The following is a 22,530-nucleotide window of genomic DNA, read 5'->3' as shown; positions in this document are numbered from 1 at the left end:
TTTGTTTTGATGGATAAAAGCATTGTTCGACCTCAACACTGTATTTCTTTGCTTAAGTCTGACATATCTTGTACGGGCTTGTCAGTCGTCTTCCATATGAGTAGAAGCGATACCCCGACAGAGTGCGTTTGGCCGGTAGCTTCCCTGCAACATCCCAATCCTGGAGTGTTTTTACTGACAATCCAAGCTTTTTAGCGAATTCATAGCGAATTCATGTGGCTTGAACAAAATGGTACATCTGAGACTTGTCTACAAATGTACCACTCTGTCTATTTATTCGCCACCTAGGTACTAGCTCTCAGTCAGTGTTGGCTGCCTTCTGATGTAGTAGCTATCGATCGCACCATTCGCGATCGCTCGGGAATTGAGAATCCACTGCACTGGTATTAAATATTACCTTGAGGGAGAGATGGCGATGATGAATGGGTAGCAATTTATAGGGCATTTTTTGGCCCTTACTAGCCATAGGGGCGATCGACAACCAGAAAAAATTCAGTAATCCAGAACTATAAATGATCCTATAGCCAGCAGTCAAAAATCCTGTAATGTTTGTAGTGGCAATCCCGCTGCGATCGGTATTTCAGATCCTGCGACACCCCCCTAAATACTTGCACAAATCATTGACGCTCGCGATACACCAATACGCTTGGGTTAAGACCGTCATGCAGTCAAAACGATGTTAAAAATAGACCATGGGATTCTTTTCCTAGCCTTTACCGAAGCGATCGCAGAAGAGCGTTTGTCTCTTCCGACAACACCTAAGCGAAGCGTATTGCGTTATACACTACCAATCGCAGATACTGAAAAATTTGGATAATTTTTTATAGTAGAACTTGACAGGACAAACCATATGCGGCATTTTGGGGTTGAATCAGATGTGTGTGGGAGATTTCCCCGTTAAAGATTTAAAGGTAAATCTTCAGTCAGGAACCTCAGCCTAAAGGCGTGAGGCTTGAAGGAGAAATCTAACAAGCCGTTCTGACGGGCCTAAGTCTTAACTGACTACGTTAAAAGAGTCACGACACCAAGAGAATGCGTTGCTAGTTCCTTGCTCTGTCGCTAGTAGTTAAACAGTTCTAAGGTCACTGGGACAGTGCTGCTAGCCTAAAAAGCCCTTTTAACATTGACCGACAAGCTAACTTTACTCGAAAGAGATTGGAGACAACCATATCTCCATGGAGGGGCAACCATACCCCTCCACCCCGAAAGGGGAATGTAAAGCCGATGCTCAAAGCACGAGATTTCTACCCCTTTTTCTGATGAATAAACTAAGGAGAGTATAGAGTGGCAAAGGCACTTGTTACGCTAGCAATAGGCAAGAACTATGAACTCATGTTCGAGAAACATTGTAGGTCTCTATGGCAGCACTATGCTGAAAAATATCAATTTGAAGTTGTTGTTTTGACACAACCGTTAGATAATTCGTCCAAGGCTCAGTCTAGAAATCCATCATGGCAAAAGTGCTTAATTTTGTCAGAACCCAGTCTTCAAAAATACGATCGAGTTGTTTGGGTCGATGCTGATATATTGATTAACCCAAACAGTCCCGATATTACCGAGGGAGTTCCACTAGAGAAGATTGGGGCAGTAGATGATTATGCAACTCCTAGTAGAGCAGATCACGAGATTTGCCTGAAAAGACTTTATGATTTTTGGTCTAAGAATGGTATCGAATACATAGACAACCTTTCTCCTACAGCTTTTTACAAAAGTTTTGGGATAGATGCAGAATTTCAATCCGTTGTACAAGCCGGAGTTATGGTGCTTTCTCCTCGTTATCATAGAGAATTGCTGGAGTATGTTTATCACTCCTATGAAGACAAAGGTTCGGGAGAATGGAACTATGAAATGCGCCCATTGAGCTATGAGATATTGATGCGCCATATTGAGTGCTGGATTTCTCCAAAATTTAATATGCCTTGGCCGTTAATCCAGCAATTTCTGTACCCCTTTCTAAGTTCGAGAGACAACGTAGTACAAAAGGGATTACAAAAAATTGGTTTAAATCCTAAGGCTTCACTAATTTCTAAATGTGTAACAACAGCATTTTTCAATAACTATTTCCTTCATTTTGCTGGAGGAACTACTGGTGACATGAAATATGTTGATACAAAAGTCACTTCAATATTTGACCTTTGATCGAGCTTTCAGAAGTTATATATAGCCTTTCTCAAAAAGATGAGGTACTCATGGGGATAGGGCATAGGGCATAGGGCATAGGGCATAGGGTATAGGGCATAGGGCATAGGGCATAGGGCATAGGGCATAGGGCATAGGGCATACCTCACTACGCTTGAGAACCGCTGTATGTAGCCTTTCGAGGGAAAGATGAGGTATAGCATTTATCAGAAAGATGAGGTGTGACTGACAGCTTATATAACCGCTTAAACAAAGAGTGCCCAAGCCCAAAAACGTCCGCGAACCTATCTGATAGATGCTATATATCTGGTAAGGGGTAATCGATAGTTCCTATAAGGTTTGTGAGGTTTCTCTTCGGTAAAGATGCTCGCCCGCAGTGTGTAATCTCAATCCGATCGTAGCAGAATTTGGCATACCTCATCTTTATGAGAACCGCTATGCGTTTAACTGGTAGGGTGCCCAAGAACTTGATTCTTTCCTGTTTTTATGTTCGCTTCGCACCCTACCTATAACGGTTCTCAAAAAAGTGAGGTATGCCGATGCCCGATGCCCGATGCCCTATGCCCTCTTTCCCCTCTTTGCCCAATGCCCTATCCCCATGAGTACCTCATCTTTTTGAGAAAGGCTATATGTGTGTATTAACTATTTCCTGCTGGTATGCGTACAGTGAAAATAGACCCTTTGCCCTCCTCGCTTTCGACCAAAATCTCGCCGCCCATCATCTGACAGTAGTGGCGGCTAATTGTCAGCCCCAATCCAGTGCCACCGTACTGGCGCGCCGCCGAAGAATCAGCTTGCGCGAAGGCTTCAAACAATTTTTGCTGTTGTTGGGGAGACATTCCAATGCCGGTATCTTTAACTCGAAAGCAAATCCAATCCGATGCTTGAACATTCGCAACTGGACAAGCAATTAAACTCGATTTCGCCTCGCCCGCAACCATTAAATTTTCAACACCCGACAGATGCGCTACATTCGATTCTCCGGTTCCCTCAACACGGCTGACGCTGACTTTCACTATCCCATTTTTGGTGAACTTAGCAGCATTGTTCAGCAGGTGCAGCAGAACTTTTCGCACTTTTGCTAAATCTGCGTGCATGGTGCCAACAGTTTGACTGTCACACTCTATTTCTAAAACATTGCCATTCTGTTGTAAAGACAATTTTACCGCCATTGATATGTGATCGAGCAGGGATTCGATGTCAAACTCTTCGATGTCGAGGTTCATTCCCCCCGTTTGAATTTTTGACAAATCGAGGATGTCGTTAACCAAAGATAGCAGGTGCGTGCCTGCATTCTGAATCTTGTCTAAGTCGGTAACAAAATCTTTGTACCCGGAATCTCTGGCATCTTCTAAAAGTAGTTGACTGTAGCCGATAATCGCATTTAAAGGCGTCCGCAACTCGTGACTCATATTGGCTAAAAAGTGGCTTTTAGCAGTGGTAGCCACTAAAGCATCTTCCTTAGCTTGTGCCAATTCTTTTGTATGTTCGGAAACTCGCTCGATCAGGTGATTGAGAGATACAGCTAACGAGCTTATTTCGTCTTGTCCGCTGACGGGGGCTCGCAAATCAAAATTCGACTCGGCGGCGACTTGTTGAGCCACCTGAGTGACGCTGACGACTGGTTTGGCGATCGCCCTACTGGTGCGGCAGGCCACTATTCCAGCCAGCCCTACCGACAGCAGCATACTAATCATAATTATGCCCTTTTCGATTCCTTGGGCAGCCTGCATCACTGCACCACCTTGGCGCTCTTGCTGCTGGGCAATCTCGAGGATTTTGCTCAATTCCTGAAGGTGTCCCTCAAGCTGTTTTGCACCTTCTCCGCTTTCTGTGGCCAACAATTTTCGGATCGACTCTATCTTCCGAGGCGACAGTTGCGATTGCTGGACTTGCAGCAAAGTTGAGTTGAGAGTATCGGCGTAGGATTCTAAATTTTCCGTGCAATCTTGGAGTAAAGTTTTGAGAGCTTCCGGCTTGGCTGCGAGCCAAGCTGGTTGGCTTTCGGCAAATTTTTCGATACGCAACCGCAGGTTTTTGGCCTTAACAATACTGTTGATAAACTGCTGTTTTTGCAGTTCCAACTTAGGGGAATTGTCTACAAAAGAATCTAGCTGTGCTCCCTGCAATTGTGCTGCCAGTGCTGCATCTTTAAAGTTACCGATCAATTGTGCTTGTATGTGAGCATCATTGAGTTGCCTCAATCCTTTTTCTTGGTGGTATTCAGCGATTGTAAGTCCGCTCAGCGAGCCAACAAATCCGATTCCTATTGCTAGCAAATACCCGCCACTGATTTTTTTGTCTATGGGCAGACAGCCAAGCTTAAAAGACAAGTTTTTGGTAAGTTTCAAGGAGGGTTGTTTTGCCAGATTGTGGAGCAATGATTGTTTGGGTTCGGTTTCTACAGAAGCAAATTGTGCGGAAATAAAGGGCCACATCCGTTTACCTAAATTGCTATTTTCGGGGTTGTTTGTTTGCGGTAATACAGCTTTTTCCTGCTGGCTCAATGGTTGCAAATCTGGATTTGCCTCGCCCTTGCCTTGCCAAGCACCAACCGATAAACCTACTTCGTTGCGTGTTTTTTTGAGCAAATTTGTTTTTGACATATGCAACCGCTGTATTCTGTGAAAATTTACCACGCTCGTAAGTTCTCCAAAGGGAAAAGCTTGTGTGTTTTCCTGTAGACATCTGCGAAAAAGTATCTGAAACTCTTGTCGAGTCAGGGCAGAAGCTTAAATTCGGTTGATGTCTAATAGATAATTAGGCTGTTGATGGCTGTTGCCAAATTACTTTTTCGACTGGTAAAAGTCTCCAGCAGGCAAAAAAAGAAAGATTTATCCCGGCAGTGAATTATTGCCACATGAATTTTTACAGGCAGAAAATTCTGTCTGATGCGTTTTGCCTGTGAGTAGCCCAAAGCTGATATTGTCTCTTGACAATGCACCCGATTCCTCAGCTTTGGGGTGTTGCTACCAGCAATGCGACGATTGCTTGACAGTTTTTGTTGCGTATCCGACTAATACATAGCACAGAATGTCACAAATGCGGCAGCCGATCGCGCTTCTGCACCCTGGCGATCGACTTTTGGCATCGCAGCCCCGCAAGTCGTGTAAATCGAGTATAACTTTAGAGCTTACGAAAAGAAACCGGGTTTCTACGGGTTAACTGTTGCAATTGCGAGCTCTCTCTGTGGCGACGGTCAATTCGATCGCTCCTATTAATACCAGTTCAAAAAAATAATGCAACTCTAAGCAAGCTTCAAACTCTTAGAAAATAAGTTATTCGCAAATCTAAAATCGTTCGACGCGATCGCAGCGGTGGAAATCTAAAATCTAAAATCCGATAACTTCCCATTTCTACCCAAAGCTTCATCGGCCAATTGCACAATCCAGCGATTCGGCCTGGCTTGGGCTCTGGCGGCAAGCACCACGGCCCAAGCTTCTTGTTCTTTGCCCCGGCCCAACAGGGCAGCACACACAGTCAAAGCTGCTGCTGTTGAACGGCTGATGCCACTTTGACAGCAGACGAGCAATTTGCCGGGGTGCGCCGATATTTGGCGGGCGAAGTCAATAATTTGGAGTACGTCATCAATTGTAGCCAAGACGCGATCGGGGTCGTCAACGGGGGTTTCGAGGTCGTTAAATTCTAACCGCAATCGGTTAGGGACTTTGTGAAAAGTTTTGGGATCTGGTACGCCCGGAGTGCCGATCGAGATTAAGTATTGGAGATTCCGGCCCGCAGGGCGATCGATAATATATTCAGTGGCTTCTGCTTCCGAAGCAATCTGGATTTGCGACAGTTTTTCACCCGAGACATCCGTAGCAGATTCCTGCTCAAAATAAACTGTTTTTACCTCAGCGCCGACATCCGGCAAATATTGGGTGGCGAGGGCGCGAACGTCAGCAAATTGGCGTTTTAAAGCTGCTTCCAGAGCCAAAAGAGCAGCACGAGAGCCAATTTGACCGAGGGATTTAACAGCCTTTTGGCGCACTCCAGAGGTTTCGTCTTCCAGCAGTCGCACCAAACCTGCTACAGCCTCGTCTGTCCCAATCTGCCCCAAAGCATCAGCAACTCTCCACCGCACATAGGATTCGCTGTCGCCTAGGGCGATCGCCAGTCCCGCAGCCACCATTTTTTGCAAGTTAGCATCTCCGGCTATATTGATGTTCCCGAGTGCAACAGCCGCCCTGCCGCGCACGAAAATGTCTCGATCCGAGAGCGATCGCATTACCGCCACCGCAGCCACCTCGCTGCTGATTTCCCCCAAGGCAGAAACTGCACTGCCGCGCACATCTGAATCCTCGTGGTTGAGGGCTTGCAGCAGCCCAGCCACAGCCGTTTCCGTCCCGATTTGTCCCAAGGCCTCGGCGGCCCTCAAAGAAACGGCATAGGAGTCGGGTTCGTGAAGCAATTCTACTAAGCGGGGTACTGCCTCGCGATCGCCAATTTTCCCCAAAGCCGCCGCCGCCCTAGCACGGACGAGGTGATTGTCGTCTCTGAGGGCATTCAGCAGCCCCGGAACTACCTCAGCCACCCCGATTTTCCCGCAGTTGACGGCGGCCCGCCAGCGCACCTCTGAGTCTTGATGTTTCAGGGCTTTAATCGTGGTGGGGACGGCTATTTTGGGGTTAATTTTACCCAAGGCCCAAACCGCCCAGGCGCGCACTCCGGCGGCTTTGTGGTTGAGGGCTTCGATCAGTGCTGCGGCTGCTGGTTTCGAGTCAATTTCTCCTAGGGCCCAAGCGGCCCAAGCTTGCGCTTGGGAATCGGCAGATTCGAGCACCCGCGCTAATTCAATTACTGCCGCCCTAGAGCCAATTTTGCCGATCGCCCGAATGCAATGAAGGCTCACGGCACGGTCTTTGTGGTTCAATGTTTTGACAAGCATTGGAATTGCCATATCGGAACTTGTTAGTGCCAGCAGTTGAATTTTGAGCGGCAGCGAAGTTTTAATTTTTACGATTAATCTTACTGTTTTTAGTTGAAACTCCGGCTTGACCATTCCTGCTAGCTTCGAGCCGAGTTTTAAATTTACTTTTAGGGCTAATTTTATTGCGCGCAAAGCCTGGCTTTGCTGTTCTACTTGCGGCAATATTGTCGCCAAGGTGTGCATCCCTTGTTTTTGTTTCAAATATTTTTGGTTGAATTCAGCATCGCTGAGCTCTGGTAGCTGTTGGATGAGGGTTGCTACTGAGTTCATTCATTTATCCTCATATTTTGGCGATCGTTTGAGATTGCTCTTTTTAAACTCGGTTTCTTTAAGAAAATACAGATGCACCTACAAAACTCAACTGATAAAAAAACTTGCACCACTTATAAAATATGTCCGATTAGACTATTTTTACCAGAAAGAATTGGTTGAAAGCCCGCCTGCCTTCGAGGGAGAAATTAAAATCAGACTATTCATTACTCCAATCCTCGGACTTAAGGGTAGAGGTCACTCTTAAACTGTTAAGAGGGCGGGCACGGGGGCACCGCCCCTACAAACTGTCAACTGTCAACTGTTGAAAACTCCCCAAAGATTGATTATCTGTTTTTTGGGCGATCGGCTTAACAATTAGTAACGCTTGCTGCTTGGCATTGATGCACTGTTTGCTAGACTTGCTCTGCGCTATATAATTTTATATCAAGTTGGCTTCAAATATCGACTCCGTTGAACGCAACAAACCGGAAACAGCCCGATTCCGGGAGAGTCTCAACCGTAGGGCCCATTTTTCAAAGCCTCAGCCAAAGCATTATCGTTATCCCGCAAACCTTCGTAAAAAAACAGCACTTCTCCTGGAACGCCGCGAGAACGGTTGCAAGCAATTACTTGCAACAACAGCTCCGGATTCATGCTATAATTGCTCCCTCGATTCGCCAACAGGATACCGGGAGACACACAGGACACTTGCTCGCAGGTAAGTTGTCGATCGATCAGTCGATCGAGCAATTGTTTGTAACCGTTAAAATCGCGGCGATAAAACTGCGGGTGAAGCATATCAACCAACTTTTTGTCAACCCAAGCTTGAGAATCTTGCAAATATTCTACAAATCCCCAGTCATAAGGACTCGGCGACATTGACAGCAACAAATCGGGATTAATCGCTTTCAATTCTCGATGCAATCGAGCCACAAACTCAGTAATTATATCGGCCCGCCATTGCAGCCAATGTTGCTCTCTACAATTATGTGGCGCTTCTCTCCCGCACTCTTGGCGGTAGCGTTTAACCGTTTTTTCATCATAACCGCCTTCACAGGGTAGCGCAATGCGATCGTCTCCTTGAACGCCATTGACTGGATAATTTCTGGCAACTTCCAGCATCAAACCCAGCAAAAAATCTTGCACTTCCGGGTCAAGAGAATTCATCCATTCAAACTTATTTTTCTTAAGTAAATTACCATTACAATCGCGCGCGGCCCAGTGTGGTTTTTTCGCCAGCAAATGACCGCCGTTGAGATTGTAAGAACTCACAAAACCGTATTCAAACCAAGGAATAACTTTTAAACCGACTCTATTTGCTTCAAAAATTAATTCTGCTAAGGGGTCGCGGCCTTGATAGCGCGAGTCAATTTCTACCCCAAACTGTTCGCGCATAATTTGAGAAGGATAAGCCGTATAACCCCGGTTCCAAACTACAGGAAATACTGTATTAAATCCCGTGTCGGCGAGGAAGTCCATTGCCTCAGCAATTCGATGTTTTGAAGTGAGAACTTTGCAGTCTGTACTGGGTATCCAGACGCCGCGAATGCCTGTATTTTCAGCGGTATAAATTGGCAGCGAGGCTCGATTTTCCGATCCAACTGCCACCGCAAACCGCTGTTTTAGTGAAAATGTAAACCTGAGAATTTCTGATTGAAAATATTTTAAAAATGACATTGTATTAACATAAAAAATACCCAAAGTAGTGGTAATATTAGGTTCGGTTAAATAGATATAATTCCTGTAGGGGCTCCCCTCACCAATAATCATTGCCTAAAACCGACAATCTCATAAACCCGCCCGGCCGGTTCTTATCTCTATTCAGCAAAAAGTCTTTCCAAAGATGCAAGCTCAGCTTCTGTTGCTGCATCGATATTAGGCAGAGGTCGCTGCATGATAGAATAGAGCGATCGCCTTTGTCCTTTAGCAGACTGCAAACCTTCTTCTTTAAGGGTTTCCTCAATTTTGATTATCATTGGTTTACGATCGCTCTTGGCAATGTCGGGACTCCGCATAATCGTAGTTCTAATCGCAGGAATCAAGGTAGCTTTTACCTCTTCATATTTGCCGTTACTAACAGCATCTTGAGCTAAATCTACTAATTCTTTAATTTTAGTTAGCGATTCCCAATCTTGTTGAGTTTGCTTTTCGATGCGAAACAACATATAGCTGTAACCTGTCAATGGTTTACCATCGCGTATAAACATTCTTGTATTTCCAGAATCACCCATTTGCAAGCGGTCATTAACTACGCAGAGTTTATCGCTATTAAACTGGTGTTCTGCTGCCAGGATAACCGCAAAATAACCTGCTTTCAGTACATTGCTGCCGCCTCCATTAGCATCAGTAAATGCTTGTTGGTAGACTAATTCGAGTTGCCGATCGCCAATATCTAACAATTCTTCAATACCTTGATAAACTGGTTCTGCTAGCTTCACCACTGAGGAAATTTCGGGTACGGGCAGTAATTCAGAAAAACGTCCCATTACTTTGATAAACTTGGCGATCGGATCGCCTGATATCATACTGAATAAACCTGCTTGTAACTCTACTAACCCTTGATTGAAGGGGAAAAGAGGGGTAATCGGATAGTTAGACTGAATCACTTTACCCAAATCGCCAGTACCTAAACTTTTTAAATTACCGGGTTTAGCGAGGTAGGGAATCGTGACAACTTCATTACCGTGATGAAAGCGTACAGCAGCATGAACGACTGGATATCTTGTTTTAAACCACTCTACATCTTTTTCTAAATTTACATCTGCTAGCCAGATACGACAGTAAGCTTCCCCAGCTTTAATCGGAGTCGGATCGTAAGACACATCAACTCGATAGTCTGGTAGAAAGACTATTTTGTATTTCATAGCTTCGTGACTTAATTTATCTTGGAGTCTTTGAAATGGTTTCACAGTTTTATTCTCCCGATTTAGCTAAGTAGATGAGCGGTAATAAATATATCAAACCTTTGAGAAATCTCGTTTTTACCTGAGTCTAGATCCCCCTAAATCCCCCTTAAGAAGGGGGACTTTGATCGGAATCTTGTCCCCCCCTTCTTAAGGGGGGCTAGGGGGGATCTAGATTTAATAGTTAAATAAAAATCTATAACTGGGTTATAATTCAAGTTTACACTAATGAACATTGCCGTCTCCCTACTACACTTTATAAACCTGGAATATGCTGTAAATTTACATTCTGTAACATACCAAAGTTTATTTACACCTACCTACTTAAGATCGAGATGATTTGCAATTTGATTCCAGATTGCTGATATAGGTTGGCCTCCCATTTTACCTTTTGTAAGGCGAGCAACACCAGGATTCCCTTGGTGAATAGCTACTAATTCCCAAGCATCATTAAATATTGGTGCACCGGAAGAACCTGCATCAGTATTCAGATTATGATCGATGTATTCTTGCCCTACTTGGACAATCTCACCTAAACCAGATATTTCTACAGGTTTACCCTGGGGATGGTGAATTAAGCGAATTTTTTGTCCGCTATCTAAGATAACATTAACTGGGCGAATTGGTTGGAGCGAAGGAGTTGGTTGCAAGCGAATTAAGGCATAATCAAGCTGATGATGCTTATCAACAAAATTTAGGTCTAATTCAAAGGTATCTTCTGTGCCGTAGCTGTCGGATTTATAGCCAAATCTTACCCAAGCTTTTTCGACTCTAGTTTTGGTAAAGATATGATTGCAGGTTAGGAGTAAATTTTGAGCTACTAGGACTCCTGTACCGATACCTGTGTTTTCGGGAGATTCTATTCTGCCGACAGCATTTCGCGCAATTAAAGCTTTCAAATTTTCTTGTCCTTGCTTCATTAGGCGATCGCATATTTTTAAACCTTCGTCAGATATACCATAGATTTCTGCTAAATCAACAAGGTGTGCGAGTAAATTTATCTGGGGATGATAACTGATTTTTTGATGAGAGATTTTATAACTTTTGAAGGCAGAAACTAAAGCAGGAGTAAAGCTATTGGGTTGTGCATCAAGTTTCAAATTACCAATAAATACTGGGTCGATATCAGCATTCTCTAACAAACTGTGGCGATCGCTATAAGCATTAATTTTCGTGAAGACTGGAATCAGTGCTTTAATTAAATGCGCTACATCCCTTGGTTCTAAAAATATTTCTGGGTTCATTTGCTTGGGTTCTGGTAATGGAATACTAACAGCAGGCGACTGCACCAAAATTGACTCTATTTGTAAATTTTCGGTTTTTTGTTCTTCAATAGATTGTTTGTTGACTTCAGGTTTAGCTGGTAATGGCTGACAGGAAAAATTTTGATTTTGGGTGTCTGCTATTGCACCTCGGAGTGCTAAAATAACGTATTCCTGTAACCGAGTAGCGCGAGATACTGCTGTTGGTTCTGCTGCTAATAAATCTTCTACGGTTGTGTAGTGTTCTAATAAATTGCTAATTTCATCGGAATCTAAGCGGGTACGGGGTAAATTTTCCAATAAAGTGCGGGAAAGAAAGCGTTTTTGACGGTGAGATATGAGAGCATTAATACCTTCATGCACAATGCGTCCATCTCGTTCAAAGGCATGGTGAATTTCAGAGGCTAACTGTTCTACAGATCGATTTAAAGAACTATAGGTTATATGAATTTGACTGCTAAAACTGGCAATTACTTCTGCTGTTGCAGCTTGACTGCGTAAAGGCAAAATCGGGCGATTTCGATCTGAGATTGCAACCGCACCTAATTCAAACATGATATTTGGGTTTAGTTCGCTAATTTCTACGACAAAACCATGCGCCCGTTGGATGTGTTCGCGGATATTTTCAAGCCGATCGGGTTTATAGGTGTAATCCGAGGTCGATCGTACTTCAAAGTAACAGGGAGGACACTCAAAAACTCGTCGCACGGCTTGTTCTAAAGTACGATATTTGTTGCCGGAGCCAGTTGTCATCAAAATTACAATATGCTCACCTTGTCCAGTTATGGTGTTATGTGACAATAGTTTGGTGTCAATATTAATACCAAAATTTGAATCAACAGCCTCGTATGCTTTTTTTAGAACAGCACATTGATAATCATCTTCTCTGTCTAAGGGTTCAAATAGAATTAATTGAGCCTTCTGTAAGGCCTGTAATTCTATTTGGGTAATTTGGGGTCTAGGCAATCGACCTGGATAATTTTCATAATCTATAATCTCAAGACCCGATCCCCAAACATAAGCAACCAAAAACCTTTCAGGTAAGGTTTGCCTGCGAATTTCTTGAACTATCCAGCTAATGATTGTTTTCTGATTATATGTGAGATTATAACTTGACATTTTGATTCATATTTATAACTTTTGTTCGATCGCCTCAACTCGCGCTAATCGATCGGAAATCTCTTTTTGTCTCCGGCTGCATTGCAGCTTTTCATCAATCCAGCTACCGACTTTTAAAGCAGCACGATAACCGCGACGGGCGCGGGCTAAGGCATAGCGGGTACCAGTGGGATTGGCTATACAACTCGGTGGCGGAAATTCTAACCCGAATACATCGTCAACGGCAGGCATCCCCGCAGCTTCACGGGCGCAGGCAAGATGGTAATCGCCCCACAGCAAGCGGATATCGTAACGGTAATGCCCTGTTTCTGCATGGCGGTGAGCTATAAGACGAATGAACTCATCCCGCGCCCTGCGGTTATCGCCCGTACACAGGAATGCCCGCACCATTACGATTAAAGTTTCTATGTTGCTGTTATCTACCAGCATCGCCCGCCGCGCCCAATCTACTGCCTCAGCAAACCGCCCTTCTAGCCGCGCTAAATCCGATTGCCTGCTGCATGACATCCTCTCTCTCTCTTTGGGTATTGTGTCGTGTTCGTCTATCTCCCAGTCCCACAGATACATCTGTGCTTGTTCTGCATCCGGCAGCAGCAGGCTGATTTCAACTAATGTGTTTAAATGAGCCTCAGCTATGTAGTTTGGATACTCATGGTGCCAAATTGCCCAACTTTCTTGAGCAATTGCTAAAGCTTCTGGATACATTCCTCGCAGTTGGTACAAGCTTGCTTGCAACCAAAGTAGCCCATGTCGCCAGCCTAGGTTGCCCGAATCTCGCAGAAAATTTTCTGTTTGCTGGCAAGCTTTCTCAATTACCCCCAAGTTAACGGGTAAATCTCGTGCGATCTGGATATATACTGCCAGCGTGTTGTAAATATCAGCAGCATCGCCTCCTGCATTTCCCCCCTTCAGCGTAGGTGTCACCACCGCCAAGGCTTGCCGTAGCTTGCCTGCTGTATGCAGAGAAGTACAGCGCCAGAAGCGATATCGCACTATCTTGCGAGTATCGTTAATAGACTCTGCAATCTCCAAAGCCTTGCCATAAATCTCCGCCGCCCGCAACAGTTGCACGTCTCCGTAAGCTTCCGAGCCAGCATCCCGAATAGACTCCATCTGCTCTTGGGCAGCTTGAATTAGGGGGTTTTCCTCATCAAGCATAGCGGTTTATCCCCTCAGTTCCCCTTGAATAGCTGGAATCACATACTCCTGCAAACCTGTTTGGCGGACAACTTCGGCGGGTTCTGCTGCCAGCAAATCCTCAACAGTTTTATATTCTTTCATCAAGCTAGCAATTTCATTCGACTCCAAGCGAGTGCGGCGCAATCCCTCCAATAATGTCCGCGACAGAAACCGCTTTTGGCGCTGTGCTAACAAAGCTTTAATCCCATCGTGAACTATTCGCCCATCCCGCTCAAAAGCCTTGCGAATAGCAGCTTCTAGGGTTTCTACAGGGTCTTTAATCGAGCCATAAGGCACAAACAGCTTTTCCTTCAAATCTGCTGGCACATCCTGACGGGCATCCTGACTGCGAAGCGAAAAAATCGGACGGTTATCATCGGGTAACATTACCGCCCCCAATTCAAACATCACATTGGGATTCAAATCGCTAATTTCGGCAATAAAACCGTGAGCGCGGAGCAGGTGTTCTCGCACATTTTCCAGCAATCCCGATTTATAAGTATAGTCCTGCGCCGACTTGATTTCGAAGTAATAAGGCGGACGCTCAAACACCCGCCGCACTGCTTCCTCCAAGGGTTTATATTCATCGCTCAACGGCGCAATGGTAAAAATCAAAATATGATCCGGTCGTTTTGCCGTTGTCTCTACTTGTTTCTTCTGAAGTTCTATTTTCTGACGGCGTTCTGCTTCCAACTCTTTCTCTAGCTCTAATGCTTCAGCTTGATGCTCGATTAACCTGTTAAACAAGCGAACAAATTGACCGTGCATTACTTCAGCATTGTATTGATTGAGCAAATTATGAGAATAAAGAATAGCGCTGTTATAAACCCCAAGCATTATTTCTTGGACTAAATCGCTGCGACGCTCGATATCGGCTAATTTTTGAATCAGGGGATTGTTAGCATTCAGAGAAAGATAAATCGGACGGCGCTGATTTTGCTTGAGTGCTTCTTCCGCTACATCTTCCATCCCTTCCATAAACCAAGGCTGACTCACCAGATTGCGAAGCTTTTCTTCCGCCTCCGTTTCAGGAGAAACGATAATTACTGAGGGCAATTCTTTAGGTTCAAAACGGCGCATCTGTACCAACACATTAGTTAATCCCGATAGCCGCAAACTCCGTTCTAAATCCAACTCCAACTGCCGAAACTTTTCTGCTTCTGTTGTTTCTAATCGTTGAAATAATTCTGCATCATCTGTGGCATCTAACCGTTCGAGATGTACAGTCCGATGGTGGAGCTTGCCATACTTAATTAACAATTCTTCTTCAAATCTCCCCCCACCGTTAATCACCACCCAGCCGCGAGCATCCGCCAATTTATAAAATTGTGCCGCCGCTCCCACATAAGCAAAATAGTAAATCGGTGCTTTATCGTTTCTCGCCCGATTTTTAGTTAAATAGTCTTGCAACGACATCAAGCCGTTATTAGCTTTAGCATTCGTCTGAAACAATAACAATTCCGCCACTTGCTCGAAAAAGTCATCATAAAAAAGTGCCATCCCTTTGAGATGGTAATGATGCCAAATATTAATCTGTTTAAATTTATTCGGCTCTTTTTGCGCTAAATACGATAACCGTTCAACAATTAATTCCCCTAGTCGTTTTTGCAGAAATTCAAAAGCGGGATTATTGCGCTGAATATTATCTCTAGCCGCAGTTGGCTGCAAATCCGGGCTATCAATTATCCCCCGCACAAACTTTGCCCAAGGCGGTAATATCGTATTGTCACCCGATCGCACAAACATCCGTCGCACAAAGATATCAACAATCCCAGTAGAATTGAAATCAGCTACTCGGTTGTCAGAAATATAAAGTACGCCTCTAGCTTGAAACGGTTCATTAATTTCGATCGGAATTAAATCTAAAGCCGTATCGGGATAGCGCCGATTGATAAACATTTTATAAGTGGCTTCTTTCTCGGATTGAGAAGGCCAATGCTCTCGATACCAAGGTGGGAGAACAGTATTAACTGGCCCTTGTCCATTCAAACTAATGGGAAACTGCACGAAATCGCAGTATTTAACAATTGCCTCCCGCAACCGCTTTTCATCCAGCATAAAAGTATATTCTGGGTTGATGGAGACAATAATCTCAGAACCAATTTCCTTGCGGTCATCGGCATAAAGTATGCAATCTGTAGAACCCGTGTTGTGCCATGCAAAGGCCTGTTTTTCCTTCAGCTTCCGCGTCCGCACCACCACCTTTTCTGCCACCACAAACGCCGACAGCATCCCAATCCCAAACTGCCCAATCAGATTATAAGCCGCTGCTCTGCCTTCCTCTTTGAGTTTTTGCCGCGCCGTCCCCGTCCCCGTAGAACCAATCACCGACAGGAAATCTTTAATATCCTGCTTATCCATGCCAATGCCATTATCTCGGAAAATAATCTGGCGGTTGCTGCTGTTTAACTCAATATCAATCCGTCCCGAAAAATCTGGCTCTACTTCTTGTCGCCTGACGATACTGTCGTGGGCATTTTGGATCAGTTCGCGGACAAATACATCGGGTTCTGGGTAAAGACTTTTAGCAAGTAACTGAATGAGACCTTCAAAATTGGTCTCCATCTTGAATTGTTCTAGGGGTTCAACCACAATGCTTCACCTAGCTAATGTTGTCGCATTATCAAACACGATGTTTGAGTAATTTTAGCAGTAATTTTAAAATTTTAAATGTATGCCAAAGCAACTAGGGTATACAACATATCCCAGGTTTATGAAGTGTAGTAGGGACACGGCAATGCCGTGTCCCTACGGGGATATATCGATCCGGGGTGGGCTTCTAGCCCGCCCCTGAAATTTTAGTAGCCCGCCCCTGAAATTTTAGTAGCTTGCCCCTGAAATTGTACTATCGGGCTACTCCAGACAACTGCTGGCTCAAAGCTGCTTTCAAAAGCTCGGCCTTATCAGTTTGCTCCCAAGGTAACTCTAGATCCGTGCGTCCGAAGTGACCGTAAGCCGCTACATCTTGATAGAAACGACCGCCCCTTTCCGCAGGTAAATTCTGCAAGTTAAAGGTCTCAATGATGCCCGCAGGACGCAGTTCAAAATGCTGCTTCACAACTTCCAAAAGGCGATCGTCATCAACTGTTCCAGTACCAAAAGTTTCGATCATCATACTAACCGGCCGCGCAACGCCGATCGCATAACTCAACTGCACTTCGCACTTTTCTGCCAAACCGGCCGCCACGATATTTTTAGCAACATAGCGACAAGCATAGGCCGCGCTGCGATCGACCTTCGTGGGGTCTTTCCCTGAAAAAGCACCGCCACCGTGACGGGAATAGCCGCCGTAGGTATCCACAATAATTTTGCGGCCAGTCAAACCCGAATCTCCTTGAGGCCCGCCGACGACAAATTTGCCAGTGGGGTTGACAAGGAAGCGAGTTTCTGCATCTGGCTTGACGCTAATATCGGCAAACACGGGTTGGACAACAGCAGTCCAAAGATCTGCTTTAATCTTGGCTTGAACCGCGGCTGTTTCGGTGATATCGTCGATCGCCTCAGTGTGCTGAGTAGAAATTAAGATCGTATCAATGCCAACAGGTTTCCCGTCTTCGTAAATTACGGTAACTTGGCTTTTACCGTCCGGACGCAGGTAAGGCAATTGACCAGTTTTGCGGACTGCGGCCAGTTGACGGCAAATCCGGTGCGCCAAACTAATCGGTAAAGGCATCAATTCCGGCGTTTCGTTGCAAGCAAAACCGAACATCAAGCCTTGGTCGCCAGCGCCGATGGCATCCAACTCCTCTTCACTGGACTGTTCGCGACTTTCGTGGGCTGTATTCACCCCTTGAGCAATATCGGGAGATTGAGAGTCCAAAGCCACCAGCACCGAGCAGCTATTGGCAGAAAATCCGTTGTCAGCGTGGATGTAGCCAATATCGGCTATTTTTTTCCGCGCCAATTCTATGTAATTTACCTGAGCTTTGGTGGTAATTTCGCCCGTCAGCAGCATCAAACCCGTGTTGACGACAACTTCGGCTGCGACGCGACTTTTAGGGTCTTCGGTCAGCAAGGCATCTAAGATAGTGTCTGAAATTTGATCGCAGATTTTATCGGGATGGCCTTCAGTGACCGATTCAGAGGTAAACAGGTAGCGGCGTGACAATGATTATTTCTCCTATTCGTGCGAATCTGCTTGACATTGGCGACAGACGACTGACTTTTCAGGTAGAGGCGCAGAATCATCGCGTCTCGGTCGCCAGAAAATTTGTGTCGGTCTGGTGCGAGTTTAGGCAGGGTTTGAGATTAGCTAAAGTGACACTACTATAGCAAAGTGAGTTCCGAGAAGTCCTGAAAAACTTACATTTTGTCCGATTGTCAATAAGTCTTTGACACCGATCCTCTACCCCCCCCTAATCTGACAAAGGTAAGATACAGTCAGGGTATCGCCTCGCGGATGCACTATGGCAGGAATCCAAAAATCACCAAATTTAATCCAAACGGTTGCAGACCTGGAATTTCCTGGGGGCCCAATACCGCTTGACTCTCGATTTTATATCGATCGATCGCCCGTCGAAGCCCGAGCTTGTGCAGAAATTAGCAAGCCAGGGAGTCTGATTCGGATTAAAGCTCCCAGAAAAATGGGCAAAAGTTCGCTGATGCTGCGGATAATTCAAGCTGCGGTCGATCGCGGATACCGCACAGTCACTGTAGACTTTCAGCAAGCCGACGAAGCAGTTTTTGCTACCTTAGATAAATTTTTGCGCTGGCTGTCTGTCAATGTCGCTCGCCAACTCAAACTAGAACCAAATCTCGATGAATTTTGGGATGAAGATATGGGCAGCAAAGTAAGCTGCTCTCTTTACTTTGAGAACTATTTGCTCGAACAAATTGACAGTCCCCTGGTCTTGGTACTCAACGAAGTCAACCGAGTATTTGAACGCGCCAATATCGCTCAAGAATTCCTGCCGCTGCTCCGTTTTTGGTACGAACAAGCGAGACAGAGCGAAACCTGGGAAAAACTGCGAATCGCGGTCATTCACTCGACAGAAATTTATATTGCTTTGAGTCTCAATCAATCTCCATTCAATGTAGGGCTACCGATTAAACTCTCAGAATTTAGTGCCGAACAAGTCCAAGAGTTGGCGCGCCGCCACGGACTGAACTGGAACGACAGCTATCCGGTCGAGCAATTAATGCAAATGGTAGGCGGTCATCCTTATTTAGTGCATTTAGCACTTTATCACCTGGCAATTTTACAGCAAAACCGCCTGTCGGTTGGCGAGAATGAGTCTGGGGAGGAGCTGGGGCGAGCCGAGTTGGAAGAACTATTAAAAGCAGCTCCTACTCAAAGCGGAATTTATAGCGACTACTTGCGGAATCAGTCGATCGCCATTCAGCAGCAGCCAGAACTCGCCTGGGCATTCCAACAGGTTCTTGATGTTAAAAATAGCATTCACCTCGAACCTTTGATGGCCTATCAGTTAGATAGCATGGGACTTGTCAAATTAGCGGGCAATAACTGTAGTTTGTCTTGCGAATTATATCGGCTGTATTTTCAAGAGCAAAATTTATGCGAGGACGGTTTCTCGGCTGTAGGTTTTGAGGAGTTGCAGCAAGAAAATGAAAGACTGCTAGCTTTAGTTAATGTGGACGAACTTACCCAAATTGGCAACAGACGACATTTTGACAGTTGCTTGCGAGCGGAATGGAAACATAATGCTCGCGATGAGTCTCCGATATCTTTAATTTTGTGCGACATCGATTATTTCAAAATTTATAACGATACCTACGGACATCAAGCTGGAGATAGTTGTTTGCGATCGGTAGCTCAGGCAATTCGCCGATCGCTCCAGCGTCCTGCTGATGTAGCTGCTCGCTACGGCGGTGAGGAATTTGCGATCGTTTTACCTCAAACTGATGCGGCGGGCGCTCTGCTGGTTGCGGAACGCATTAGAGCGAAAGTTAAAGCTTTGAATATTGTTTTTAACCCGAGTAGTGTTGAATGTTTGCCTAATTCTGTGGTGACAATTAGTTTGGGAATTGCCAGCGTTGTTCCCGGCCCGGAAAATGATGCAGCAACGCTGGTACTGGCGGCTGATGAGGCTCTTTATGACTCAAAAAGGCACGGGCGCGATCGGAGCACTATGAGTACGCTGTTAAATTTTCGATTTGCTGCTGTTAATTAGCATTCAGATCCTGTCAGCCCAAACCCGATAATAAACAAAGGTTCGTAGTAAGGACTTTAGTCCGCATCCGGTTCGTAGTGAGGACTTTAGTCCGCATCCGGTTCGTAGTGAGGACTTTAGTCCGCATCCGGTTCGTAGTGAGGACTTTAGTCCGCATCCGGTTCGTAGTGAGGACTTTAGTCCGAACGATAGAACCTAGATTGCGGTAGTTGGAGCGGACATCAGATTAATAGCGGGGGATGGTGCGATCGACCAATATTGAGTAAGCATCGATGCCACCAACGATATTTTTAACGTTGTTAAATCCTCGATCGCTCAACCAGTGACACATTTGAGCCGATCGCACTCCGTGGTGGCACAGTACCAGGGTTTCTGTATCGCGATTTAGTCGATCGTCAATATCACCACACCATTGGGCAAACTCGCTCAGCGGAAAAGCCACAAATCCCGGCAGCGCGGCGAGTTCAATTTCGTCAGGTTCCCGCACATCTACAAGCTGCAATTTATCGGCATTGGTTTCTGCTAATTTGCGAGCTAATTCTTCGACTGTAATTTGACCAAAAACTTCTGACATTTGATTATAAAAAAGAAGGAAGAGGGAAGAAGGAAGAACGAAAAAGGTACGTAGTTGCGCTTCAGCGCTCCGGCTCTTTTGCGTTTGTGGTGGATACGGTATTAGGTACGTAGTTGCGCTTCAGCGCTCCGGCTCTTTTGGGCTTGTGGTGGGTACGGTATTAGGCACAACTGTTTGCGATTCTGCGATCGCTTCCGTCAATCAAGTAAGGATATGCACTTTGCTTTATCACTACTCAGGAAAACCAGCGCTTGTCTATATAAACAAAGAGCGCTAAAGCGCAACAACGTACCTAATTCCCAATTACCCATAACTAATTAATTGAGTCGCGAAGGCGGTGGAATTAACTCCGTAGGAGGTGTCGGTGCAGGACGCCCGTCCAACTGACTCACTGCGCCCCTGGGATCGAGACAAGTGGCAACTAACCTGTCCGTGGGAAAGTCGAGTCTGCCGCTCAACCCGACTACGCATTCAGCAAATAGCTCTGGCAATAAACTGCGGCGGCACCCATCAAGAACTAACAGGGCAGCAGCAGGTTGAGTTTTAGTTTTGCTATTAATATTCACCACGCAAGTAGTTAATTCGTTGGGGCGCCTCACCCGCCGACAACTAGAGAGCGCTTCGAGACCAGAAATATTGGTTTTGCGGCTGATTTGGAGGGCGCATCTAGATATGTCGCGGGGGTGGAGCGCGTCGGCACAAGCTGCTGCTGCTTCCTCTGCACCGATTCCCGCTTCGATTAGTTCCTTAGCGCAGACGCGATAGGGATTTTGAGTTCGGGGGAATCTCAGGGTGATGGCTGATGCTGGCGAGATTGGCAGTGCTGCTGCCAACAAACTCAGCGCTACTAAGGGAGTGCCGAAAGCCAACATCCAGCGCGGTGCTGGCTTTGGGGAAGCAGTGCGGAAAAAATTGGGGTTTTGCATGGCAGCTCGGTTTGTGAGTTTTTTGGGCTGGTTGGGTCGATCGCTCGATCGGCTTTTACTTCAAAATTTACCGCACATTACGGATGGCTGCGGTCGATCGATTTTTTTTTATCGATTTTTGTTAGAATTTTCACCCTTATCAACATATAATATAGAGTCTGCATAAAATTGCATACAGAGATTAGAGAGGAAAATAAATGTCTCGATATCGAGGCCCCCGATTAAGAATCGTCCGTCGCCTGAAAGAGTTGCCGGGTCTAACCCGCAAAACTCCCAGACGGGATTATCCGCCTGGGCAGCACGGTCAAAACCGCAAAAAGCTCTCTGAGTACGCGGTTCGCTTGCAAGAAAAGCAAAAACTACGTTTCAATTACGGTGTGACGGAACGCCAATTGCTCCGTTATGTCCGTAAAGCCCGTCGTGTGACGGGTTCCACAGGTCAAGTGTTACTGCAATTTTTGGAAATGCGCTTGGACAATACTGTGTTTCGGATGGGAATGGCTCCAACCATTCCGTCCGCTAGACAATTGGTAAATCACGGTCACATTACTGTGAACGATCGCGAAGTCAATATCGCCAGCTATCAGTGCAAGCCTGGTGAAGTGATTGCAGTCAAAAATAGAGAACGCTCTCGCACAATGGTTGAAGCTAACCTCAAAGATCCAGGCTTGGCTCACTTGCCCAGTCACTTGGAATTTGACAAGCAAAAACTGGTTGGCAAAGTTAACGGCATTGTCGAACGTGAGTGGATTGCTCTTCAGATTAATGAACTGCTAGTTGTTGAATACTACTCGCGTCAAGCTTAATTTATTAGTCATCAGTCGTTGGTCATTAGTCATCAGTTAGTTGGTAGCAAAAAATTAATAATTGGGTTCGTCTCTAATTATTAGTTAATTGCTACTGAATAATCAGGGCTAAGGACTGAGGACTAATTTTTTACGAATAAACGGCTATGCTTAAGGCTGAAGACAGCTTTGTAACGGTCAATAATTAACTTTTAACAGTTAGTTGTTGGCCGTTATATTATTTATTTCTGGTCAATGACCCGGAATCCAAACGGTTTGTAGTGAGGACTTTAGTCCTCTAATGATGCGGACTAAAGTCCTCACTACAAA

At 45.4% G+C, this 22,530-nt stretch carries 16 protein-coding genes; 4 read left to right on the top strand and 12 right to left on the bottom strand.

Annotation, left to right across the window (positions count from 1 at the left end; genetic code table 11):
• Positions 1-52: 52 nt before the first annotated feature.
• Entirely contained in the window at positions 53-211 is a 159-nt protein-coding gene (locus QZ938_RS33040; RefSeq protein ID WP_363318844.1) for a MerR family DNA-binding transcriptional regulator, read from the bottom strand.
• A gap of 120 nt (positions 212-331) precedes the next feature.
• A complete protein-coding gene (locus tag QZ938_RS14315; RefSeq protein WP_293143138.1) occupies positions 332-466 on the bottom strand; it encodes a hypothetical protein in 135 nt (44 codons plus the stop codon).
• 818 nt (positions 467-1,284) lie between these two features.
• Here QZ938_RS14315 and QZ938_RS14310 point away from each other — a divergent pair.
• A complete protein-coding gene (locus tag QZ938_RS14310; protein WP_293143135.1) occupies positions 1,285-2,139 on the top strand; it encodes a hypothetical protein in 855 nt (284 codons plus the stop codon).
• 638 nt (positions 2,140-2,777) lie between these two features.
• Here QZ938_RS14310 and QZ938_RS14305 read toward each other — a convergent pair.
• The 8 genes from QZ938_RS14305 to metK form a co-directional block, all read right to left on the bottom strand.
• The gene (locus QZ938_RS14305) at positions 2,778-4,745 is read right to left on the bottom strand and encodes a HAMP domain-containing sensor histidine kinase (RefSeq protein WP_293352137.1); all 1,968 of its coding nucleotides are present in this window, start codon (positions 4,743-4,745) and stop codon (positions 2,778-2,780) included.
• Positions 4,746-5,464: 719 nt separating this feature from the next.
• Positions 5,465-7,339: a HEAT repeat domain-containing protein gene (locus tag QZ938_RS14300; protein WP_293352138.1), complete on the bottom strand. Its 1,875-nt coding sequence runs from the start codon at positions 7,337-7,339 to the stop codon at positions 5,465-5,467.
• A gap of 495 nt (positions 7,340-7,834) precedes the next feature.
• Positions 7,835-8,998 carry a family 10 glycosylhydrolase gene (locus QZ938_RS14295; RefSeq protein ID WP_293352139.1) on the bottom strand — a complete coding sequence of 388 codons (1,164 nt, stop codon included), beginning with the start codon at positions 8,996-8,998 and terminating at the stop codon, positions 7,835-7,837.
• A 140-nt stretch (positions 8,999-9,138) separates the two neighbouring features.
• Positions 9,139-10,230 carry a hypothetical protein gene (locus QZ938_RS14290; protein ID WP_293352140.1) on the bottom strand — a complete coding sequence of 364 codons (1,092 nt, stop codon included), beginning with the start codon at positions 10,228-10,230 and terminating at the stop codon, positions 9,139-9,141.
• Between the two features lie 314 nt (positions 10,231-10,544).
• Positions 10,545-12,605, bottom strand: a complete 2,061-nt coding sequence (locus QZ938_RS14285) for a trypsin-like peptidase domain-containing protein (RefSeq protein WP_293352141.1) — start codon at positions 12,603-12,605, stop codon at positions 10,545-10,547.
• A 12-nt stretch (positions 12,606-12,617) separates the two neighbouring features.
• Positions 12,618-13,763, bottom strand: coding sequence for a hypothetical protein (locus QZ938_RS14280; protein WP_293352142.1), 1,146 nt, complete (start codon positions 13,761-13,763; stop codon positions 12,618-12,620).
• Positions 13,764-13,769: 6 nt separating this feature from the next.
• Positions 13,770-16,376, bottom strand: coding sequence for an ATP-binding protein (locus QZ938_RS14275; protein ID WP_293363237.1), 2,607 nt, complete (start codon positions 16,374-16,376; stop codon positions 13,770-13,772).
• Positions 16,377-16,629: 253 nt separating this feature from the next.
• Positions 16,630-17,892, bottom strand: coding sequence for a methionine adenosyltransferase (gene metK / locus QZ938_RS14270; RefSeq protein WP_293143111.1), 1,263 nt, complete (start codon positions 17,890-17,892; stop codon positions 16,630-16,632).
• A gap of 298 nt (positions 17,893-18,190) precedes the next feature.
• Here metK and QZ938_RS14265 point away from each other — a divergent pair, with 298 nt between their 5' ends.
• A complete protein-coding gene (locus tag QZ938_RS14265) occupies positions 18,191-19,915 on the top strand; it encodes an AAA-like domain-containing protein (RefSeq protein WP_293352145.1) in 1,725 nt (574 codons plus the stop codon).
• A 226-nt stretch (positions 19,916-20,141) separates the two neighbouring features.
• Here QZ938_RS14265 and QZ938_RS14260 read toward each other — a convergent pair whose 3' ends face one another.
• Both QZ938_RS14260 and QZ938_RS14255 read right to left on the bottom strand, forming a co-directional pair.
• Complete coding sequence (locus QZ938_RS14260; RefSeq protein WP_293143105.1) at positions 20,142-20,489, bottom strand: rhodanese-like domain-containing protein; 348 nt, start codon at positions 20,487-20,489, stop codon at positions 20,142-20,144.
• A gap of 317 nt (positions 20,490-20,806) precedes the next feature.
• Positions 20,807-21,415: a hypothetical protein gene (locus tag QZ938_RS14255; protein ID WP_293352147.1), complete on the bottom strand. Its 609-nt coding sequence runs from the start codon at positions 21,413-21,415 to the stop codon at positions 20,807-20,809.
• Between QZ938_RS14255 and QZ938_RS14250 the strand changes: the two genes are divergently transcribed.
• Both QZ938_RS14250 and rpsD read left to right on the top strand, forming a co-directional pair.
• Positions 21,414-21,581, top strand: coding sequence for a hypothetical protein (locus tag QZ938_RS14250; protein WP_293143099.1), 168 nt, complete (start codon positions 21,414-21,416; stop codon positions 21,579-21,581). The two genes, QZ938_RS14255 and QZ938_RS14250, sit on opposite strands and share 2 nt — an antisense overlap.
• A gap of 31 nt (positions 21,582-21,612) precedes the next feature.
• Positions 21,613-22,221 carry a 30S ribosomal protein S4 gene (rpsD, locus tag QZ938_RS14245; protein WP_293143096.1) on the top strand — a complete coding sequence of 203 codons (609 nt, stop codon included), beginning with the start codon at positions 21,613-21,615 and terminating at the stop codon, positions 22,219-22,221.
• Positions 22,222-22,530: the final 309 nt, after the last annotated feature.

This window comes from Microcoleus sp. CAWBG27 (assembly GCF_020883145.1).
GTDB lineage: Bacteria > Cyanobacteriota > Cyanobacteriia > Cyanobacteriales > Microcoleaceae > Microcoleus.
The sequence above is the reverse complement of the archived record's forward strand: the minus strand, read 5'-3'. Positions and strand labels throughout refer to the sequence as shown.